The organism is Amycolatopsis thermophila (genome assembly GCF_030814215.1).
Taxonomy (GTDB): Bacteria; Actinomycetota; Actinomycetes; order Mycobacteriales; family Pseudonocardiaceae; genus Amycolatopsis_E; species Amycolatopsis_E thermophila.
Genome location: NZ_JAUSUT010000001.1, coordinates 617,777 through 634,677, shown reverse-complemented (window position 1 = coordinate 634,677; position 16,901 = coordinate 617,777). Strand labels below are relative to the sequence as shown.

Genomic DNA, 16,901 nt, shown 5'->3' with positions numbered 1-16,901 from the left:
CAGGGGCCGCCGGGTGGCGGTCCCCAGCCCAGTGGGCCACCCCCGCGAGGCGGCCGCGTGAGCCGACCCTCGGGTCAGCGTAGAGGGCGGGATCCGGCCGGTTCCGGCACCCCCGGGGCTTTCTCGATGGGCAGGCGGCGCGTGCTGCTCCTCAACGCCACGTTCGAACCGCTGACCGCGCTCCCGCTGCGGCGGGCCGTGGTGCTGGTCATGTGCGGGAAGGCAGAGGTCGTGCACGGCGATCCGGCCGGGCTCACGCTGCACGCGGCGACGCTGTCGCTGCCGGTGCCGTCGGTGATCCGGTTGTCCACGTACGTGCGGGTGCCCTACCGGGCGCAGGTGCCGCTGACGCGGGCCGGGCTGATGCACCGGGACCGATACAAGTGCGCGTACTGCGGCGGGCGGGCCGAGACGATCGACCACGTGCTGCCGCGCAGCAAGGGCGGTCCGCACAGCTGGCAGAACTGCGTCGCGTGCTGCGCGAAGTGCAACCACCGCAAGGCGGACCGGCTGCTGGAGGACCTGGGGTGGCAGCTGCGGGTGGTGCCCACGGCGCCGCGTGGTCCGCACTGGCGCCTGCTGGTGCACTCCGGTGACGCGGACCCGCTGTGGAAGCCCTACCTCGGCGTGGCGGCCTGATCGCCGGCACACCGGTGCCCCGGCGGTGAGCCGGGGCGTTCCGACGTCTTCGTCTGGTGGGGTTCCGGTCAGGTTCGGGACGGCTCGGACGCCTCAGGCGGCGGTGACGCGGGTGCCCCTCGTCACACGGGTGCCGCGGGTGACGCGGGTCCCTGCGGTGACTCGCGTGCCTCGCGTCACTCGGGTGCCACGCGTGACACGGGTTCCGGCGGTGACACGGGTACCCCGCGTGACCCTGGTGCCGCGGGTGACGCGGGTTCCCGCGGTGACACGCGTGCCGCGGGTCACACGAGTCCCCCGTGTGACGCAACCCTCAGGGGCGTCGATCAGTGACGGAACGTGGTCGGCGTTGGTCTGAGCGAGGGTACGGAGCAGGTACATGGTCTGTCCTCCAGGGACCTCAGCGTTACTCATCGGCAAGGGGAGCGGGGCGCAAGGCCCGTACAGGTGAAAAAGCTACGAGGAACTGGCCGACCGAACAAGGCAATGGCGCCGGGTGCGGCCGGCTGTACGTTGAGTTGCAACCTTTCGTCCGACCGCTCTTCAGCCCATCGCGCCATCGTGGTAACTACGCTCGGCGGACGGTGCCCCCCACGCGACGAGCGGTCATGCCCGGCTTCGGCGGGTCCGGGCTCCTCGGGCTACTCTTCACGCGTGAACATCGGAGAGACGATCCTGATCTTCGCGCTGATCCCGGCGGCGATCTACGGGGTGATCGCCCTGCTCACCCTGCGGTCGAAGCTGACCGGGACGCCGCGGTACCGGCCCGGGCAGGACTGGGAGTACCCGCCGATGTGGTGGAGCGGCAACCCGGAAGGTATCGGGACGGTGCACGACACGCACTCCGGCGAACCGGTGGAGAACAGGGACGCGAGCGCGAACGCGAGCGTGACGGCGGCAGGAGGAGCCCGTGGCAGCTGGTGAGCTGACCCGACAGCCCGGATCGGACGAGGAGCTGGAGATCGGCGTCGCGATTACCGCGACCGGACGCCGTTCGGTGGCCCGGATGTACGAGCCCTCTGCTCCATCCAGCCCATTCAGCACCGTCCAACTGGCCCGTCTGGACGAGGCGCTGACGCTCGCGAGCCGGGAGACCGGCCTCGACTTCAGCGTGTACCTGGGCGAGCTGGGCTCGGACACCCGCGCCCGCGCCGAGGAGCTGCACGCGTCGATCCAGCCCAGCTCGGCGAACGCGGTGCTGATCGCCGTGTCCCCGGGTGAGCGCGTCGTGGAGATCGTGACGGGCTCCGAGGCGGTCCGGCGGCTGCCCGACCGCGGCGCGAAGCTGGCCGTGATGAGCATGGTGGCGTCCTTCAAGGAGGGCGACCTCATCGGCGGGCTCGTCTCGGGCCTGCGCATGCTGGCCGACCAGGCCGGCTCGGCGCCGAAGCATTAGCAGCGCTTCCCAGAAGGGGCGGCCGCCGACGCGGCCGCCCCTTCTGGCGTTCCGCGGCGCGTGCTCCGAGCCCGAGCTGGGTGATCATCCGCGGGTGCGGGTGCCGGTCCCGTTGCGTGCCCGGGTGGCGGACCACAGATCAAGGGATCACGGAAGGGGCGCCGGCCGCGCATCGCTCGCGGGCGGCGCCCCTGTCTGCTGGATCAGGCCTCGTCGAACTCGCGGGCCGCCAGCGCTCGCACGATGCCGGCCCGCCCTTCCGACACCAGCCGCCGCAGTGCGGCCGGGTGGTCGCCGGCCAGCCACTCGTCCGCGGCTTCCACCGTGGCCCGCTCCACGGCCCAGGCCGGGAACAGCCCGACGACCGTCGGCTGGGCGCGCTCGCTCGAACGGCGGGACCAGACCTCGTCGATGGCCGCGAAGTAGGTGCTCACGTAGCCCGTCAACAGGTCCTTCTGCCCGGGGTGGGAGAAGCCGCTGATGATGGCGTTGCTCGTCGCGTTGGGCAGCTCGTCGTCGTAGACCGCGCGCTGCCAGGCTTCCGCCTTGGCCTCCGGGGTGGGCCGCAGGGCGCGGGCGCGCTCCGCGTGACGGCGCCCGGTCGCGGTGTCGTCGCGGGCGAGTTCGGCGTCGATTTCCGCGTCCCCGGCGCGCCCGTGGGCCACCAGGGCGTGCAGCAGCCGCCACCGCAGGTCCGCGTCCACCACCAGGCCCTCCAGCGGCGCCGACCCGTCCAGCCAGCCGGCCAGCACGTCGGCCGTCGCGCCGTCCAGGACCGAGCCGGCGACGGAGTTGACGAACGCCAGCTGGTGGTCGGAGCCCGGTTCGGCGTCGCGCGCCAGCTCCAGCAGCTTGCGGGTGAACTGCGGCCAGCCCTCGGCGGCGGCCCACGACGGCTGCGCGTAGGAGTTCAGCGCGGTCTGCGCCTGCAGCAGCAGCCGCTGCACGACACCGACCTCGGTCTCCGCGTGGATGCCGTGCAGCACGATCTGCAGGAAGTCCCGCGCCTTCAGCTCGGCCTCGCGGGTCATCTCCCACGCCGCCGACCAGCACAGGGTGCGCGGCAGCGGCTCGGTGATGTCGGCGATCCGGTCGACCAGCGTGGTCAGCGAACCGGTGTCCAGCCGCATCGTGCAGTAGGTCAGGTCGTCGTCGTTGACCAGCACCAGCTTGCCCGCCGGCACGCCAACCAGGTCCGGCACCTCGGTGCGCTCGCCCTCGACGTCCAGCTCCACGCGCTTCGTGCGGACCAGCTTGCCGGCCTCGTCGTCGTAGATGCCGACCGCGATGCGGTGCGTGCGCAGCTCACCGGCGCCCGGCTTCGCCCCCGTCTGCAGGACCGCGAACGACGTGAACCTGCCGTCGGCGTCGGTGTCGAACTTCGGCCGCAGCGAGTTCAGGCCGGTGGTCTCCAGCCACTGCGCGCTCCAGCCGGACAGGTCGCGGCCGGACGCCTCCTCCAGCGCGCCGAGCAGGTCGGCCAGCGTCGCGTTGCCCCACGCGTGCTTGCCGAAGTACACGCGCAGCCCGGCCAGGAAGTGGTCGAGCCCGACGTAGGCGACCAGCTGCTTGAGCACGCTGGCGCCCTTGGCGTAGGTGATGCCGTCGAAATTGACCTCGACCGCCTGCAGGTCGACGATGTCGGCCGCGATCGGGTGCGTCGAGGGCAGCTGGTCCTGCCGGTAGGCCCAGGACTTCTCGATGTTGGCGAAGCTGGTCCACGCGTGCACGTACTCCGTCGACTCGGCCTGCGCCAGCACGCTCGCGAACGTCGCGAACGACTCGTTCAGCCACAGGTCGTCCCACCAGCGCATGGTGACCAGGTCGCCGAACCACATGTGCGCCATCTCGTGCAGCAGCGTTTCGGCGCGCCGCTCGTAGGCGTAGCGGGTGACCCGGCTGCGGAAGACGTAGTCCTCCAGGAACGTCACCGCACCGGCGTTCTCCATCGCGCCCGCGTTGAACTCCGGCACGAACAGCTGGTCGTACTTGCGGAACGGGTACGGCGTGGCGAACGCCTTGTGGTAGAAGCCGAAACCCTGCTTGGTCTCGGTGAACAGCCGCTCGGCGTCCATGTGCTCGGCCAGCGACGCGCGGCAGTAGATGCCCAGCGGGATCGTGCCGTGCTCGTCGGTGTACTGGTCGTGCCACTCGGCGTACGGGCCGGCGATCAGCGCGACCAGGTAGGTGGAGATGCGCTCGGAGACGGCGAACACCGTGCGCGTGGCGCCCTCCGCGGTCTTCTCCGTGCTCTCCACCGGCGCGTTCGAAACGACCTTCCACTCGCTCGGCGCGGTGACCGTCAGGCGGTAGGTGGCCTTGAGGTCGGGCTGGTCGAAGCAGGCGAACATGCGCTTGGCGTCGGCGGTCTCGAACTGCGTGTACAGGTAGACCGCGTCGTCGACCGGGTCGACGAACCGGTGCAGGCCCTCGCCGGTGTTCATGTAGCGGCAGTCGGCCTCGACGACCAGTTCGTTGGTGGCAGCGAGGTCGGGCAGCGCGATGCCGTCGTCCTCGACGTAGCCGGACACGTCCAGCGCGCGGCCGTTGAGCGTCGCGGAGCGCACGGAACCCGCGACGATGTCGACGAACGAGCTCGCGCCCGGCTTCGTCGCGGCGAACCGGATCGTGGTCTTCGAGTCGAAGCTTCTCTCGCCCGGGCCGCCGTTACCGTCCGTGAGGTCGAGGGCGATGTCGTAGGACTCGACCTCGAGCAGCTCGGCACGCTGTTCGGCTTGGTCGCGGGTCAGGTTAGGGGCGGGCACAGGCACCTCGGAAACGCTCGCGGTTGTCATTCTCGGTGATCCCGCTATCCAATCATGTCTTGGCCGGGAACAAGGGCCCTCCGCGTGCTGTTGGCCCGTTTGACGGCCCCAGCACCCACAGGGAGAACATCGATGACGGCAGAGCGCACACGCGTGGACTTCTACTTCGACCCGGTCTGCCCGTTCGCCTGGATCAGCTCGCGCTGGATCCTCGAGGTGGAGAAGCAGCGCGACCTCGACCTGAACTTCCGCGTGATGAGCCTCGCGGTGCTCAACCAGGGCCGCGACCTGCCCGCCGACTACCGGGAGCTCCTGGACAAGGCGTGGGGCCCGGTGCGTGTCGCGATCGCGCTGGCGCAGGAGAAGGGCGAGGCGATCCTGCGGGACTTCTACACCGAGTTCGGCACCCGCTACCACAACCAGGGCAACAAGGACATCCCGGACGTCATCAAGCAGGCCCTGGAGGCGGTCGGAGCCTCGGCCGACCTGGCCGCGGCCGCGGAGACGACCGACTACGACGAGGCGCTGAAGAAGAGCCACCACGAGGGCATGGACCCGGTCGGCATGGACGTCGGGACCCCGACCATCCACATCGACGGGGTCGCGTTCTTCGGCCCGGTGCTCAACTCGATCCCGCGCGGCGAGGACGCCGTGAAGGTGTTCGACGGCGCCCGGCTGCTGGCCGGCTACCCCGACTTCTTCGAACTCAAGCGGACCCGCACCGGCGAGCTCAACTTCGACTGAGCTCGTCCCGCTGGGCGGCCACGAACTCGGGTCCGACCGGATCGCCGTGCCCCGGCACGATCGTGCCGGGGTCCAGGGCGAGCAGGCGGTCGAGCGCGGGGGGCCAGCCCCGGGGATGGGCGTCCGGCCCGATGGACGGCGGCGCGCCCTGTTCGACGAGGTCGCCGGCGAAGAGGATCCCGGCATCGGGCACGTGGACGGCCACGTCGTGGTCGGTGTGCGCGGGGCCGGGGTGGACCAGTTCGACCGTCCGGCCGCCCAGGTCGAGGCGCGCGCGGTCGGTCAACAGGTGGTCCGGCAGCACCAGGCGCGCGGCGGCGAGCCGCTCGGCGAGGACGGGTTGTCCTTCGTCGTGGAAGCGCCGGACCCAGGCCTCCCGATCGGTCTCGCCGTCGCGCACGAGAGCGTCCCGGCACCGCTCGTGCGCCCAGATCGGGCAGGGCAGGAAGGCCGCGTTGCCGAAGTGGTGGTCGAAGTGGGCGTGGGTGATCACCACCGTCCACGGCAGGGGTGTGATCTCGCGGACCTCGGCCGCGAATTCCGCGCCCTGCACCTCGTCGCCGCCGGTGTCGATCACCAGGCACCGCTCGGCGCCGACGACCAGGCCGAGTGTCTGGTCGAGGTGCTCGTAGCGGCGGGCGTGCACGCCCTCGGCGAGTTCGAGCCAGGTCACGCGGCCTCCAGCAGGTCGTCGACGAGAATCGGGGCGGTCGGGCTGACGTCGACCTCCGCGGCCAGTTCGACGTCGCGCTGGTGGCCGGCGGCGATCAGTTCGCGACCCGAGGAGCATCCTCGCAGTGCCCTGCGGATGTCCGTGCCGTGGTAGGCGGTGGCGGCCAGCAGCGCCTCCGGGGACGCCGACCGGCCGGACAGGGCGGCGGCGATCGCGCCCGCGCCGAGCAGGTCCTCGACGCAGGGCCGGAGTGAGCCGGACTGTGCCGCGGTCGTGATGGTGATCCCCCAGCGTTCTCCGGCCGGGATGACGCCGATCGGCTCCGGCCCGGCAATCCGGTCGGCCGCGGCTGCGACCGCGGCGGGCCGGGGCGCCGCGTCACCCTGCCAGTGCAGCGGCCGCACCCGGCCGCCCCGGCTCGTCACGAGATCGACGGTCGTGCTGAACGGCAACACGTCCACCACGAACCAGCACCGCGCAGCCGCGACCCAGCTCGGCGACCCCTTCCGGGCCCCACTCCAGCCGCAGGTCATGCCCGTCCTGGGCGAACACGTCCACACCCCCAGCATGCCCGGGTCCGGCCCGGATGCGAGACTCCCACCGTGCGCGTCTACTTGGGATCAGACCACGCCGGTTTCGAGCTGAAGAACCACCTGGTCGAGTACTTGAAGGGCCAGGGCCACGAGGTCACCGACATCGGCCCGGCCGTCTACGACGCCGCCGACGACTACCCGGCCTTCTGCATCGAGACCGCCCGCCGCGTGGTGGCCGACGAGGGCAGCCTGGGCATCGTCATCGGCGGTTCGGGCAACGGTGAGCAGATCGCCGCGAACAAGGTGAAGGGCGCGCGGGCCGCGCTGGCCTGGAAGCCGGAGATCGCCGAGCTCGCCCGCCAGCACAACCATGCGCAGCTGATCGGCGTCGGCGCGCGCATGCACACCGTCGAAGAGGCCACCGCGATCGTCGACGCGTTCCTGTCGACCCCGCCGTCCGAGGACGAGCGGCACGCCCGCCGCGTGCAGCAGATGCTCGACTACGAGCGCACCGGCACCCCGCCGCCGCTGCCCGGCTGATGCCCGAGGGGCACACCCTCCACCGGCTCGCCCGCCTGCACCAACGGCGCTACGCGGGCGCGCCGGTGGGCGTCTCCAGTCCACAGGGCCGCTTCGCTCGCGAAGCGGCCCTTGTGGACGGTCAGGTGATGGTGAAGGCCGAGGCCTACGGCAAGCACCTGTTCCACGACTTCGGCCCGCTCGGATCGGTGCACGTCCACTTGGGACTGTACGGGACCTTCACCGAGGCGAAGCTGCCGGAAACCGCCCCGGTGGGGCAGGTCCGGTTGCGGCTCGTGGGCCGGACACATTGGACGGACCTGCGCGGTCCGACCCGGTGTGAACTGCTGACCCCGGACCAGGTCGACGCGATCAAGGCGCGGCTCGGCCCGGACCCGCTGCGCCGCGACGCCCGCCCCGACGAGGCCTGGCAGCGGATTTCGGCGTCCCGCACGTCGATCGCTGCGCTGCTGATGGACCAGAGCGTGATCTCCGGTGTGGGCAACGTGTATCGCGCGGAGGTCCTGTTCCGGCACCGGATCAACCCGATGGTGCCCGGGCGCGCGCTGGACCAGGTGCAGTGGAAGGAGATGTGGGCCGATCTCGTCGCGCTCATGCGCAAGGGCGTGCGCATCGGGCGCATCGACACCGTCGACGACGAGCACCTGCCCGAGGTCACCGGCCGCGCGCCGCGGCAGGACCGGCACGGCGGCGAGGTCTACGTGTACCGGCGCACGGGGCAGCCGTGCCTGGTGTGCGGCACGCCGGTCGCGCACGCCGAGCTGGCCGGGCGGAACCTGTACTGGTGCCCGGTCTGCCAGGCGGCGTGAAAAAGCGGGCCGGACGTGGTGTCCGGCCCGCTGTGCGGTGAGGGCTCAGAAGTCGAAGTCGCCGCCGAAGTCGCCGCCGCCGTCGAAACCGCCGCCGTCGAAACCGCCCATGTCGGCGCCGCCGAAGTCCCCGCCGTAGTCGCCGCCCATGTCGCCACCGGCGTCACCCATGTCGCCGCCGCCGTCGCCCACGTCAGCCATGGCGTCCTCCTGGCCGGCGTCGTAGCCGGACTCCCAGGCCTCCGCGCTGGCGATACCGGACATGCCGCTGAACATCGTGCTGAACAGCAGGGCCGACCCGAGCCCCCATGCGCCGGCCACGAGCGCGGGCTTCCACCACGGCTCGCTGTACCAGCCCTGGGGCACCGGCCGTCCGGCCACGCGCCCGCCCGGGTAGTAGTACGGCGTGTCGTCACCCGGGTTGGGCGAGGCCTGCAGGCGGCGCCCCTCGACGTCCACGCTGCGCTCCTCGGTCACCTTGCCGGCCCGCTCGCGTTCGCGCTCCTCGGGCAGCATCGGGCCCGGGTCCATGCCCATCGCCTCACGCGCGGCGCGCACGTAGTAGAGGCCCTCGAGCGCGGTCTCCTTGACGAGCTTGGCCTGCTCGGCGGTCTGGGCCTGCTCCAGCTGGGAGCCGGCCGCGTTGTAGCGCTCGGACGCGTCGGCCAGGGCCTGCTTGGCCGGCTCGTTGGAGCCGACGAGGTTGAGCACCTGCCCGCCCAGGCGTTCGACCAGGCGCCGCGCGTCGGCCTTGGCGTCGTCGAGCTGGCGCTGCCGCGTCTTGGCCTGAGCCTTGCTGAAGTAGGCGATGGCGCCCACGATGACAACGAGGAGCACGATCACGGTGATCGCGGTGCCCATGGCTTACTCCCAGAAGTTGGTGTGCTGAGCCGGACGACGCGGATGGTCTGTGGAAGCACCTGTCCCCGCCGAACCGGACATACGGGCAACGTACAGGCCGGGCGGGTAGTTCCGGTGCAGCGGCGGATGATCTTGCGTCGTCCACCACGTCCCGGTCGGCTGCTGAACTGGTGGTCCGGCGCTGTGGCGGCATTGGCCGACGCGGGCGTTACGCCGACGGTTCCCACTTCCCGCACAGGACGCGCACCGGCACCTCCTCGGCGAACACGCCGGCGGGCTCCGCGTCCCGCAGTGCCGCGCGCAGGTCTTCGTCGAAACCGCGCCGACCTGCGGCGTCCAGCTCGTCCAGCGGGCCGGTGGAGTAGAAGGACCCGACCACCTCCTCCAGGCCCAGCCGCTCGGTGTGGTCGAGGCGGTGTTCGCGCACCCGGGTGAAGCCGGCCCGTTCCAGCAGGTCCCGGTGGCGAGCGCGGTCCTCGTCGCTGCTGCCGCAGGCCGGGAACTCCAGCGGGCCGAGCCACCGCGTGGACACCTCACGGATCGCCGAGGCCCACGAGCTGTCCTGCGTCCACACGGGCGTCCCGTTGGCGATCACCGCGACGCCGCCGCCGGGCCGGAGCAGCCGGCTCAGCGCGGCGAACAGCGGGGCCGCGTCCATCCAGTGCAGGGCCTGGCCGATAGTGACGAGGTCGAGGCTCGCGGCGCCGAGCAGCGGCTCCAGGGCCGGGACGTCGCTGTCCGCGCCGACCACCCACACCGCGTTGGGCAGCTCGGCCGCACGGGCCCGGGCGAGCATGTCGGGGGAGGGGTCCATGCCGATCACCGCGCGGGACCGTCGCGCCAGCGGCACGGTCAGCTGGCCGGTGCCGCAGCCCAGGTCGAGCACCCGGCCGAGGGTGAACTCGCCGGCGAGCAGGTCGAAGACCTCGTCGCGATAGCCGCGGCGGTACCGGTCGTACTGCGCCGCGACGTCGCCGGCGAATTCGTGGATCACGGGTGAAGTCTGTGAGCTGCGGGAAGCCGGGCGCAAGCGGTTCCGCTCTCGACGAAAACTAGAACACGTTATAGTCTCGGTCGCATGAAGTTCACACTCTCGGTCGCGATGAACCCCCTCGACCAGTTCACCGAGCTCGCCCGGACGGCCGAGGAGTGCGGCTTCTCCTCGATCGCCCTGCCGGACTCGCTGTTCTACTCCGAGCACGTGTCGGCCGAATACCCGTACACGCCGGACGGCAGCCGGTTCTGGACCGCGGACACGCCGTGGGCGGATCCCCTGGTGGCGGTCGCGACGATGGCCGCGGTGACCGAGCGGATCGAGTTCTACACCTCGGTTCTCAAGCTGGGGTCGCGCAACCCCGTGCTGCTGGCCCGGCAGGTCGGTTCGGTGGCGGTGTTGTCCGGCGACCGGTTCGGGCTCGGGCTGGGCGTCGGCTGGTCGCCGGAGGAGTTCGAGTGGTGCGGCGCGCCCTACGCGCAGCGCGGCAAGCGCGTGGACGAGGCGATCGAGGTGCTGCGGCTGATCCTCGACGGCGGGATGGTCGAGTACCACGGCAAGTTCTTCGACTTCGACAAGCTGCAGATGAGCCCCGCGCCGTCGAAGCACGTCCCGTTCTACATCGGCGGGCACACCGAGGTGGCGCTGAAGCGCGCGGCGCGGGTCGGCGACGGCTGGTCTTCGGCGATGATGAAGTTCGACGACCTGCGCACGACGATTTCGCGGCTGGCGGAGTTGCGTGCGGAGTTCGGGCGGGCCGGCGACCCGTTCGAGATCCAGGCGGTGTGCATCGACAAGTTCGGGCTGGACGGGTACCGCGAGCAGGGCGAGATCGGGGTGACCGACATCGTCACGCAGCCGTGGGTGTTCGAGGGCATCGGGTTCGGCGACCCGATCGGCCCGAAGAAGGACGCCATCCGCAAGTTCGCCGACGAGATCATTTCCCGGTTCTGAGGGGGTTCGTCATGGGTGTTTCGGTGTGCTGGGACGTCGCCGCGGAGCAGCCGCCGGCGCGGGTGGCCTCGTGGCGGTCGATGAACGCGACCTGCCGCGGTGCGAAGGACGAGTGGCTGGCGTTGTTCGCGCCGGACGCCGTCGTCGAGGACCCGGTCGGCCCGTCGATGTTCGACGAGGAGGGGCGCGGGCACCACGGCCACGACGGGATCGCCGCGTTCTGGGAGCTGACGATCGCGAAGGTCGAACGGTTCGAGTTCACGATCAAGGACTCGTTCGCGGCGGGCGACGAGGTGGCGAACGTCGGCACGATCACCACGTACCTGCCGGGCGGGTACCGCGTCGACACCGACGGGGTGTTCGTGTACCGGGTCGACGCCGACGGGCTGGTGCTGTCGATGCGGGCGTTCTGGGAGACCGAGCGCGCGATGGCGACGGCGCGGCAGGTGGACGCCTGACCAAGGTGCCACGCCTGGGGCGCGCCCGCGGTATCAGAGGAGGCGTTTGGTGAACCCGGCCGCGATGAGCCGGTGCAGGGCGGCGCGGACCGCGGCCGGCATGGGTTGCGGGATCGCGAAGCCGCGTTCGGCGTAGCGGGTGATGCGCTGCGTGTCGCCGACCAGCATGTTGATCACGCGGTCTGCGTCGCCGATGCTGCGGATGTGCTCGTCGAGCGTGTGCGGCTGGGCGGCGCACACGACGTCGACCTCGGGCCAGAGTTTGCGGCAGGTCGCGTAGGCGCGGCGCTGCTGGTACGGGCGCGAGACCAGCGTGACCGAGCGGATGTCGTGGTCCTGGAGCAGCCGCCGGGTGAACGTGATGTTCTCGCCGGTGTTGGTGGCGTGCGGTTCGAGCCGGATGGCTGTCGCCGGGACGCCCCGCGCGATCGCGTGTTCGCGGAAGTGGACGGCCTCACCGCGCGGGAACAGGTCCACGGTGGTGGGCGCGTTGGCGCCGGTGAAGACGACCAGCGGGAACCGGCGGGCGTGGTAGAGCTCGGCGGTGTACGTGGCGACGCCGAGATCGTGACTCCCCAGCCCGACGCCGACATCCGTGGGGCGCGGCTCGTGGTGCAGGTGGTGGTAGTCCCAGAGGGTCTCGACGTCGGCGCGCAGGGTGTCGTCCACGGCCTCACCCCAGGTTGCGCAGGACGGCTTCGTATGTCAGGTCCACCTGACCCTCCGCGACGTGGACGATCCTCGCGTGCGGCCGTGCTGCGATCACCGCCATCAACCGGTCGAACATCTGCGGGAGGTCGCCGAACCCGTCAGTGCGCTCGACCATCTCCTGGGCCTCGAGGTGCTGTGGATCGGCCGCCGCGCAGGCGCGCTCGGCGAAGCGTCGCAGCGTGTTCTCCTTGCTGTCGAGCAGCACGATCTCGTGGAACGTCGCGTTCGTCTCGCCGGCGAGGCACTCGAGGCGCTCGATGAACGTCGGCCGGCCCAGGAACTGCGGGATCACCACATCGTGCCCGGAAGCCAGGTGGGCGCGCGCGGCAGCGAGGGCGACCTCGCGGGCGAGCACGCCGGCGGTGCGTGGATCGTCGCGCCACCGGCCGATCAGGCCCCGGATGCGGTCGACGTCCAGGTTCAGCGCCAGCGCATGGTCGTCGACATACCGCCGGGCGAGCGTCGACTTGCCGCACGCGGGCGGCCCGTTGAGCAGGATCAACCGCGGCACCTGGCGACGGTACCAGCGGGCTTGATCGCAGGGCGCCCGTTACGAGTGGTGCCGGGTCAAGGCACGCTTTCCAGCCTTGACGCAGTGCCGGTGGCCGTAGTCACGCGTGAGCGAGAAAGATCGGCACGTCGTGCCGAATCCGGACGGTGGCTGGGACGTCAAGAAGCCGGGGGCAAACCGTTCGAGCGGGCGCTACGACACGCAGCGCGAGGCGACAGGCCGGGCGCGTGAGATCACGAACAACACCGGCGGCGAGACCGTCGTTCATGGTCGGGACGGCAGGATCCGGGACAAGGACACGTCGCCTCGTGGCCACGATCCGCACTGCCGGAGGACCGGCGCTAGGTAGGACTCGCCGCGTCGCCGGCGGGACCACGCGGGAGCTGATGCAGCGGATGGGGCAGAGCACCGCGCGGGCGGCGCTGATCTACCAGCACGCGACGAGCGCGCGTGACCGGCAGATCGCCGACGAGCTGAACGCACCGGTGGAGCGGTACCGGCAGGGCGGGAGCTACTGGCACGGTAATGGCACGACAGCGGCGAGCGGCGGCCCTCAGAACCGGAGACCGCCGCTCGTTGTGTGCTTTGACCTGTGAAGACAGCGAGAGCGGGCGACGGGAATCGAACCCGCTCCTTTCCGCAGGTCGGACGCGTTTCCCCTGCAAGCTGTTGTTGAGGGTTGCTGGCTGTTGTCGACGGTTGCAGGGGTTTGACGGGTGTTCTGTCCCCGGCGGGGACACACTGGGGGCGGCCCTTCCCGCTGCTTGCCGCGGCCGCGATGGCTACGAGAGCTGGCTCTCGAACCACTGGCGCAGGCCGTCGAGCGTGGGGCCGACCGGCCGGCCGGCGAGGTGGTCGACGTACGCCTGGCGCAGCGGCGCCTGCCCTCGGCGTTCCTCCGCGGCGGGCGGCAGTTGCATCTCGTGCAGCCACTGCACGCCGCCGAAGTGGTCGAACGCAAGCGGGAAGGTGAGTGGGAACTTCAGAGCCCCCTTGGGCTGCATGAGCGCGAGCAACTGATGCACCTCGCGGTTCGTCGCGTAGCGGGCGCCGTCGACGAGGCCCGCGACTGTGGCTCGAGCGGTCTCGTAGCCGGGCAGGTCGGGCTCGGTCGGCACCAGCTGACCGTCCCGCCGCTCGGGCATCCCGCGGCAGAGGTCGTCGAGTCCGCGCGCCCACATCATCATCTCGACGGCTGGCCCGCGGATGATCGCTGCGACCTCCTCCTGGCCGTTGAGGTCGTCGAACTTCAGCCCCTCGATGCCCTCGTACAGTTCGGTCCACCGGTCGTGCGCGAGCTGCAGCACCCTTAGAGTGCCCCGCGCTTTGGGGATGTCGAATGGGTCGGTCACGGGCGTGACCGTAGCGGTGAGGCGGGCTTCTGCGCACGAGGTCGTAGCGAGTCCGATGACGGGTGATCTGCGCCCTTCTCCCGCCCAGTTAAGCGACAAAAGTCTCCTAACGAGGATATGGTCGTGTCACCCAATGAGAGGAGGTGACAACGAATGGGAGAGCTGGGAACCGCGATCATCCTCGCGATGCGCGACCAGGGCTGGACGGTGGTCATCATTGACGCCACGGTGTTCCTTGAGACGCCGGCTGGCAAGGGTCGCTTTGCCCCGATCGAATTGTTCCAGGACGAACACGAGCGCTACCTGCGCCGCGTGCTCCTGACCTGGATCGTCTGGGACGGGCTGCAGTGGCCTTGGCCGCCGGATCACCACCAGGGGATCCACGGCGAGGTGCCGCGTAGCGAATGATCGCGGGCTGGTCGGGGGTGAAGGAAGCACCCCCGACCAGCTTTCCCAGCGTAGCCCCACTCCTGGTACTTGAATTTTTTCGCTTGTCAAGCAAGGATAGTTGACATGGAGCCCTGGAGCATCACCCTGTCCGCCACCCTGAATCGACCAGTGCCGCGCGAGCAAGCCTTCGCACTTGGCCGGCGCATCGCCGCTGACAGCCTCCTCTCCGTCGGCGTGCACGAGACCGGAGACGTGGCCGCCTTCAACATCCTCATGACCAGCGCGACCCCCGATCCGATTGACGCACTCGTCGAGGCCCGGCGCGCATTCGTCGAACAGCTCGCCGCCAGCGGCTATACCGTGACCGGCTGGGATGCAGCGGAGGTGCTGTCCGAGGCCGAGAGCGAACGTCGCCTAGCCAACCTGTCGATTCCCCCGATGGTCTCGGCTGCCGAGTTCGCAGAGCTGTGCGAGGTCACGGACAAGTGGATCTACAAGCTGGAGAAGGAGCGGCAGCGCGCCGCGGGTGAAGGTCGGCCGCACCCGTTCCCTCGACCAGTTGTGACGGGGTACTGGTTGCGGTCGGCTGCCGAGCACTTCGCCGAGAACCGCAAGCGGAAGCCGGGCCCTGCGCCCCATCCGCGCTCCTGACCTGTCGGATAATCCAACTGTTGCGGTCTGTTGTGGCCTGTTGCGCAACTGTGGCGTATTGTGGAGTCATGACCCACGCCGCCCCGATCACGACGTACACGGTCCAGGAAGTCGCCCAGCTGTTCAAGACGTCCGTGTACTGGGTGCGTAGCGGGGTGCAACAGGGGCGGTTCCCGTTCCTGCGGCTCGGTGGCAAGCGCGGGCCCGTGCGGTTCACCGACGAGCACATCAAGCAGATCGCCCAGCTTCACGAACAACCCGCGAAGGAAACCCCCTCTGCGGGGGAGGTTCCCGGGCAGGCAGTTGCGGCGCCAGCGGTGGACGTCAGCGTCTTCGGCGCGTCGAGCCGAAGCGCCGCGCGGAACAGGAAGCCCCGCAAGGCGAGTTAGTTCGTGTGGGTAATTACATCGGCAGAACCGTGATGCGGTTCTGCCGGGTTTGAGTGCGCGTGTGATTTCTGTGAATAGGGTCGAGGGGACCGTAACCATTTCTTCGTCGGCATGAAAAAGCCCCGGCTGGTCAATTTCCCCGCCCCGAGGGGACCAGCCGGGGCTTCCTCTATGAGTCGCGTCAGGCCGCAGTGCCGGCCGTCGCGGCGGCAGCCTTGAACTCCTGGAACGCTTCAAGGGCATCCAGCCGCGCGTCCAGCCGGTTCTCCAGCTTTCGCAGGCTGAAGCTCGACGCCTTCCGGTCGATCTCGGCTTCGAGACCACGCCGGACGACGGTCGCCGTGACGGCAGCGGACACGCCCGCCACCAGTGAAGCGACCGCAAGGATGTTACGCAACGTTACCCCCCCGGGGTGGAGAAAATTGGTTCCTCCGTAGACGATAGCCCTTACCCCTGGTGGCTGTTCAACCAGTCGTCCGAATTTGCCGTGCCGATCGCGACGAGCTTTCGTCCGAACAGGCGAATTCAGTTCGTGACCCTTCCCCGCGCGGGGGAGGGACGGTGAAACCCTGTAACACTACTTGCGGTCAGTGCGAGATCCCTGGATGGCCATCTTCCGGACGGTCGTGAAGTCCTCGACGAGCTCCCAGAACCAGTCGTGGCTGAAGCGTTCGCCCACCCGGCTGCGCCACCGGTCGAACAGCTCACGCTCCGCATCCTCCGGCACGTCCTGTGCGGGTGTTGCGGTCGCCGCCGGCTCGGAAGCACTCGTGGCCGTCGCACTGCGCGCAGTCGGGACCGCGGCCAGGTGAGTGCCGCGGGCGCCGGGTGTGTCGCCCTTGGGCGTCGGAGGCTCGTTGCGGAGCACGGCGTCGAAACTGCCGGTTTCCCACGACACCGCTTTCTCAATTGCCGCTTTGGTGCGCGGTGTGGGGCGCGTGGATTGGCCGCGGCGAACCTTGCGCAGCATGGTCTCGGAGAGACCGGCCTTATCGGCCACGTCGCCCCAGGTCATGTTCAGTTCGTTCCTGCGACGATCTAACTCGTCGTCCAGGTTTTGCCAGTTCAGAGTGGTGTTGTCGCCCATACGCGGGAGCATAGCGCGGTGCAACGCGCTGAAGCGCGGTGGAACACCGGTGAGTAACCTTTGCCCGCTTTCGGCGCCACCCCAATGGCCGCAACTCCGAGTAACTCTTTGTGCGCAATCTACCTAAAGTGTTGTGTTAGTGTCGCAACATGTCGCAACTGTTGAGGGGGAAACAGAACACCGGCGAGGTGTGCTACTCGTCCGAGTTGTTCAACAGGGTGCGGATGTCGAGGGGGTGGACCGGGCTGGAGCTTGCGCGCCGCTCGGGAGTGTCTACGGCCACTGTGAGCCGTGTCCTAGCAGGTAAAACGCGGCCTATGCCGGAGACGGCGCAGGCGTTGGCGCGTGCGCTCGGGCATCCACTGTCGGCGTTCGTGGTGACGCGCAGGCGGCCCGGCTAGGGCGAGCGCCACTGTTGCGCTGAACTGTTGCGGCCATACCTGT

General features: G+C 70.0%; 24 protein-coding genes. 14 read left to right on the top strand and 10 right to left on the bottom strand.

Features of this window, described 5'->3' with window-relative positions:
- Positions 1-141: 141 nt before the first annotated feature.
- The 3 genes from FB470_RS03240 (at position 142) to FB470_RS03230 (ending at position 2,035) form a co-directional block, all read left to right on the top strand.
- On the top strand, positions 142-639 hold the full coding sequence (locus FB470_RS03240; RefSeq protein WP_306999033.1) for an HNH endonuclease: 498 nt from the start codon (positions 142-144) through the stop codon (positions 637-639).
- Between the two features lie 654 nt (positions 640-1,293).
- On the top strand, positions 1,294-1,563 hold the full coding sequence (gene ctaJ, locus FB470_RS03235; protein WP_306988601.1) for an aa3-type cytochrome oxidase subunit CtaJ: 270 nt from the start codon (positions 1,294-1,296) through the stop codon (positions 1,561-1,563).
- Positions 1,550-2,035, top strand: coding sequence for a DUF5130 family protein (locus tag FB470_RS03230; protein ID WP_306988599.1), 486 nt, complete (start codon positions 1,550-1,552; stop codon positions 2,033-2,035). The genes ctaJ and FB470_RS03230 overlap by 14 nt, the downstream gene beginning before the upstream one ends.
- Positions 2,036-2,238: 203 nt before the next feature.
- Here the strand turns inward: FB470_RS03230 and pepN are convergent, their stop codons facing one another.
- Positions 2,239-4,800 (bottom strand): aminopeptidase N, encoded by a 2,562-nt coding sequence (gene pepN, locus FB470_RS03225; protein ID WP_306988598.1) that lies wholly within the window; start codon positions 4,798-4,800, stop codon positions 2,239-2,241.
- 132 nt (positions 4,801-4,932) lie between these two features.
- Between pepN and FB470_RS03220 the strand changes: the two genes are divergently transcribed.
- Complete coding sequence (locus tag FB470_RS03220; protein ID WP_306988597.1) at positions 4,933-5,544, top strand: mycothiol-dependent nitroreductase Rv2466c family protein; 612 nt, start codon at positions 4,933-4,935, stop codon at positions 5,542-5,544.
- On the opposite strand, the gene FB470_RS03215 is transcribed toward FB470_RS03220, so the two are convergent.
- Positions 5,531-6,217 (bottom strand): MBL fold metallo-hydrolase, encoded by a 687-nt coding sequence (locus FB470_RS03215; RefSeq protein WP_306988595.1) that lies wholly within the window; start codon positions 6,215-6,217, stop codon positions 5,531-5,533. The genes FB470_RS03220 and FB470_RS03215 overlap by 14 nt on opposite strands.
- Positions 6,214-6,681 carry a 2-phosphosulfolactate phosphatase gene (locus tag FB470_RS03210; RefSeq protein ID WP_306988593.1) on the bottom strand — a complete coding sequence of 156 codons (468 nt, stop codon included), beginning with the start codon at positions 6,679-6,681 and terminating at the stop codon, positions 6,214-6,216. Before FB470_RS03210 ends, FB470_RS03215 begins: the two co-directional genes overlap by 4 nt.
- A 138-nt stretch (positions 6,682-6,819) precedes the next feature.
- On the opposite strand from FB470_RS03210, the gene FB470_RS03205 reads away from it, so the two are divergent.
- Both FB470_RS03205 and FB470_RS03200 read left to right on the top strand, forming a co-directional pair.
- Positions 6,820-7,290, top strand: a complete 471-nt coding sequence (locus tag FB470_RS03205) for a ribose-5-phosphate isomerase (RefSeq protein ID WP_306988592.1) — start codon at positions 6,820-6,822, stop codon at positions 7,288-7,290.
- Positions 7,290-8,099 carry an Fpg/Nei family DNA glycosylase gene (locus tag FB470_RS03200; RefSeq protein ID WP_306988590.1) on the top strand — a complete coding sequence of 270 codons (810 nt, stop codon included), beginning with the start codon at positions 7,290-7,292 and terminating at the stop codon, positions 8,097-8,099. The genes FB470_RS03205 and FB470_RS03200 overlap by 1 nt, the downstream gene beginning before the upstream one ends.
- A gap of 45 nt (positions 8,100-8,144) precedes the next feature.
- Here the strand turns inward: FB470_RS03200 and FB470_RS03195 are convergent, their stop codons facing one another.
- Together FB470_RS03195 and FB470_RS03190 are read right to left on the bottom strand one after the other, a co-directional pair.
- Positions 8,145-8,960, bottom strand: coding sequence for a hypothetical protein (locus FB470_RS03195; RefSeq protein WP_306988588.1), 816 nt, complete (start codon positions 8,958-8,960; stop codon positions 8,145-8,147).
- Positions 8,961-9,168: 208 nt separating this feature from the next.
- Positions 9,169-9,954 (bottom strand): class I SAM-dependent methyltransferase, encoded by a 786-nt coding sequence (locus FB470_RS03190; RefSeq protein WP_306988586.1) that lies wholly within the window; start codon positions 9,952-9,954, stop codon positions 9,169-9,171.
- A gap of 84 nt (positions 9,955-10,038) precedes the next feature.
- Between FB470_RS03190 and FB470_RS03185 the strand changes: the two genes are divergently transcribed.
- Positions 10,039-10,908, top strand: a complete 870-nt coding sequence (locus FB470_RS03185; RefSeq protein ID WP_306988584.1) for an LLM class F420-dependent oxidoreductase — start codon at positions 10,039-10,041, stop codon at positions 10,906-10,908.
- A gap of 11 nt (positions 10,909-10,919) precedes the next feature.
- Positions 10,920-11,366, top strand: a complete 447-nt coding sequence (locus FB470_RS03180) for a nuclear transport factor 2 family protein (protein WP_306988583.1) — start codon at positions 10,920-10,922, stop codon at positions 11,364-11,366.
- A 33-nt stretch (positions 11,367-11,399) separates the two neighbouring features.
- Here FB470_RS03180 and FB470_RS03175 read toward each other — a convergent pair whose 3' ends face one another.
- Together FB470_RS03175 and FB470_RS03170 are read right to left on the bottom strand one after the other, a co-directional pair.
- A complete protein-coding gene (locus FB470_RS03175; RefSeq protein WP_306988582.1) occupies positions 11,400-12,035 on the bottom strand; it encodes a YdcF family protein in 636 nt (211 codons plus the stop codon).
- A gap of 4 nt (positions 12,036-12,039) precedes the next feature.
- Complete coding sequence (locus tag FB470_RS03170) at positions 12,040-12,588, bottom strand: AAA family ATPase (protein ID WP_306988581.1); 549 nt, start codon at positions 12,586-12,588, stop codon at positions 12,040-12,042.
- Positions 12,589-12,694: 106 nt separating this feature from the next.
- Between FB470_RS03170 and FB470_RS03165 the strand changes: the two genes are divergently transcribed.
- Positions 12,695-12,937, top strand: coding sequence for a DUF2188 domain-containing protein (locus FB470_RS03165; RefSeq protein ID WP_306988580.1), 243 nt, complete (start codon positions 12,695-12,697; stop codon positions 12,935-12,937).
- Positions 12,897-13,184 (top strand): hypothetical protein, encoded by a 288-nt coding sequence (locus tag FB470_RS03160; protein WP_306999622.1) that lies wholly within the window; start codon positions 12,897-12,899, stop codon positions 13,182-13,184. The genes FB470_RS03165 and FB470_RS03160 overlap by 41 nt, the downstream gene beginning before the upstream one ends.
- A 186-nt stretch (positions 13,185-13,370) precedes the next feature.
- Here the strand turns inward: FB470_RS03160 and FB470_RS03155 are convergent, their stop codons facing one another.
- Positions 13,371-13,940 (bottom strand): hypothetical protein, encoded by a 570-nt coding sequence (locus FB470_RS03155; protein WP_306988578.1) that lies wholly within the window; start codon positions 13,938-13,940, stop codon positions 13,371-13,373.
- A 153-nt stretch (positions 13,941-14,093) separates the two neighbouring features.
- Here FB470_RS03155 and FB470_RS03150 point away from each other — a divergent pair, with 153 nt between their 5' ends.
- The 3 genes from FB470_RS03150 to FB470_RS03140 all read left to right on the top strand — a co-directional run bounded on the left by FB470_RS03150 (position 14,094) and on the right by FB470_RS03140 (position 15,370).
- Complete coding sequence (locus FB470_RS03150) at positions 14,094-14,348, top strand: hypothetical protein (protein ID WP_306988577.1); 255 nt, start codon at positions 14,094-14,096, stop codon at positions 14,346-14,348.
- Between the two features lie 105 nt (positions 14,349-14,453).
- Positions 14,454-14,981, top strand: coding sequence for a hypothetical protein (locus FB470_RS03145; RefSeq protein ID WP_306988576.1), 528 nt, complete (start codon positions 14,454-14,456; stop codon positions 14,979-14,981).
- 68 nt (positions 14,982-15,049) lie between these two features.
- Positions 15,050-15,370: a helix-turn-helix domain-containing protein gene (locus tag FB470_RS03140; protein WP_306988575.1), complete on the top strand. Its 321-nt coding sequence runs from the start codon at positions 15,050-15,052 to the stop codon at positions 15,368-15,370.
- 181 nt (positions 15,371-15,551) lie between these two features.
- Here FB470_RS03140 and FB470_RS03135 read toward each other — a convergent pair whose 3' ends face one another.
- Both FB470_RS03135 and FB470_RS03130 read right to left on the bottom strand, forming a co-directional pair.
- Positions 15,552-15,728 (bottom strand): hypothetical protein, encoded by a 177-nt coding sequence (locus tag FB470_RS03135; protein WP_306988574.1) that lies wholly within the window; start codon positions 15,726-15,728, stop codon positions 15,552-15,554.
- A 219-nt stretch (positions 15,729-15,947) separates the two neighbouring features.
- Positions 15,948-16,457 (bottom strand): helix-turn-helix domain-containing protein, encoded by a 510-nt coding sequence (locus FB470_RS03130; protein ID WP_306988573.1) that lies wholly within the window; start codon positions 16,455-16,457, stop codon positions 15,948-15,950.
- Between the two features lie 149 nt (positions 16,458-16,606).
- On the opposite strand from FB470_RS03130, the gene FB470_RS35730 reads away from it, so the two are divergent.
- On the top strand, positions 16,607-16,858 hold the full coding sequence (locus FB470_RS35730) for a helix-turn-helix domain-containing protein (RefSeq protein WP_370876441.1): 252 nt from the start codon (positions 16,607-16,609) through the stop codon (positions 16,856-16,858).
- Positions 16,859-16,901: the final 43 nt, after the last annotated feature.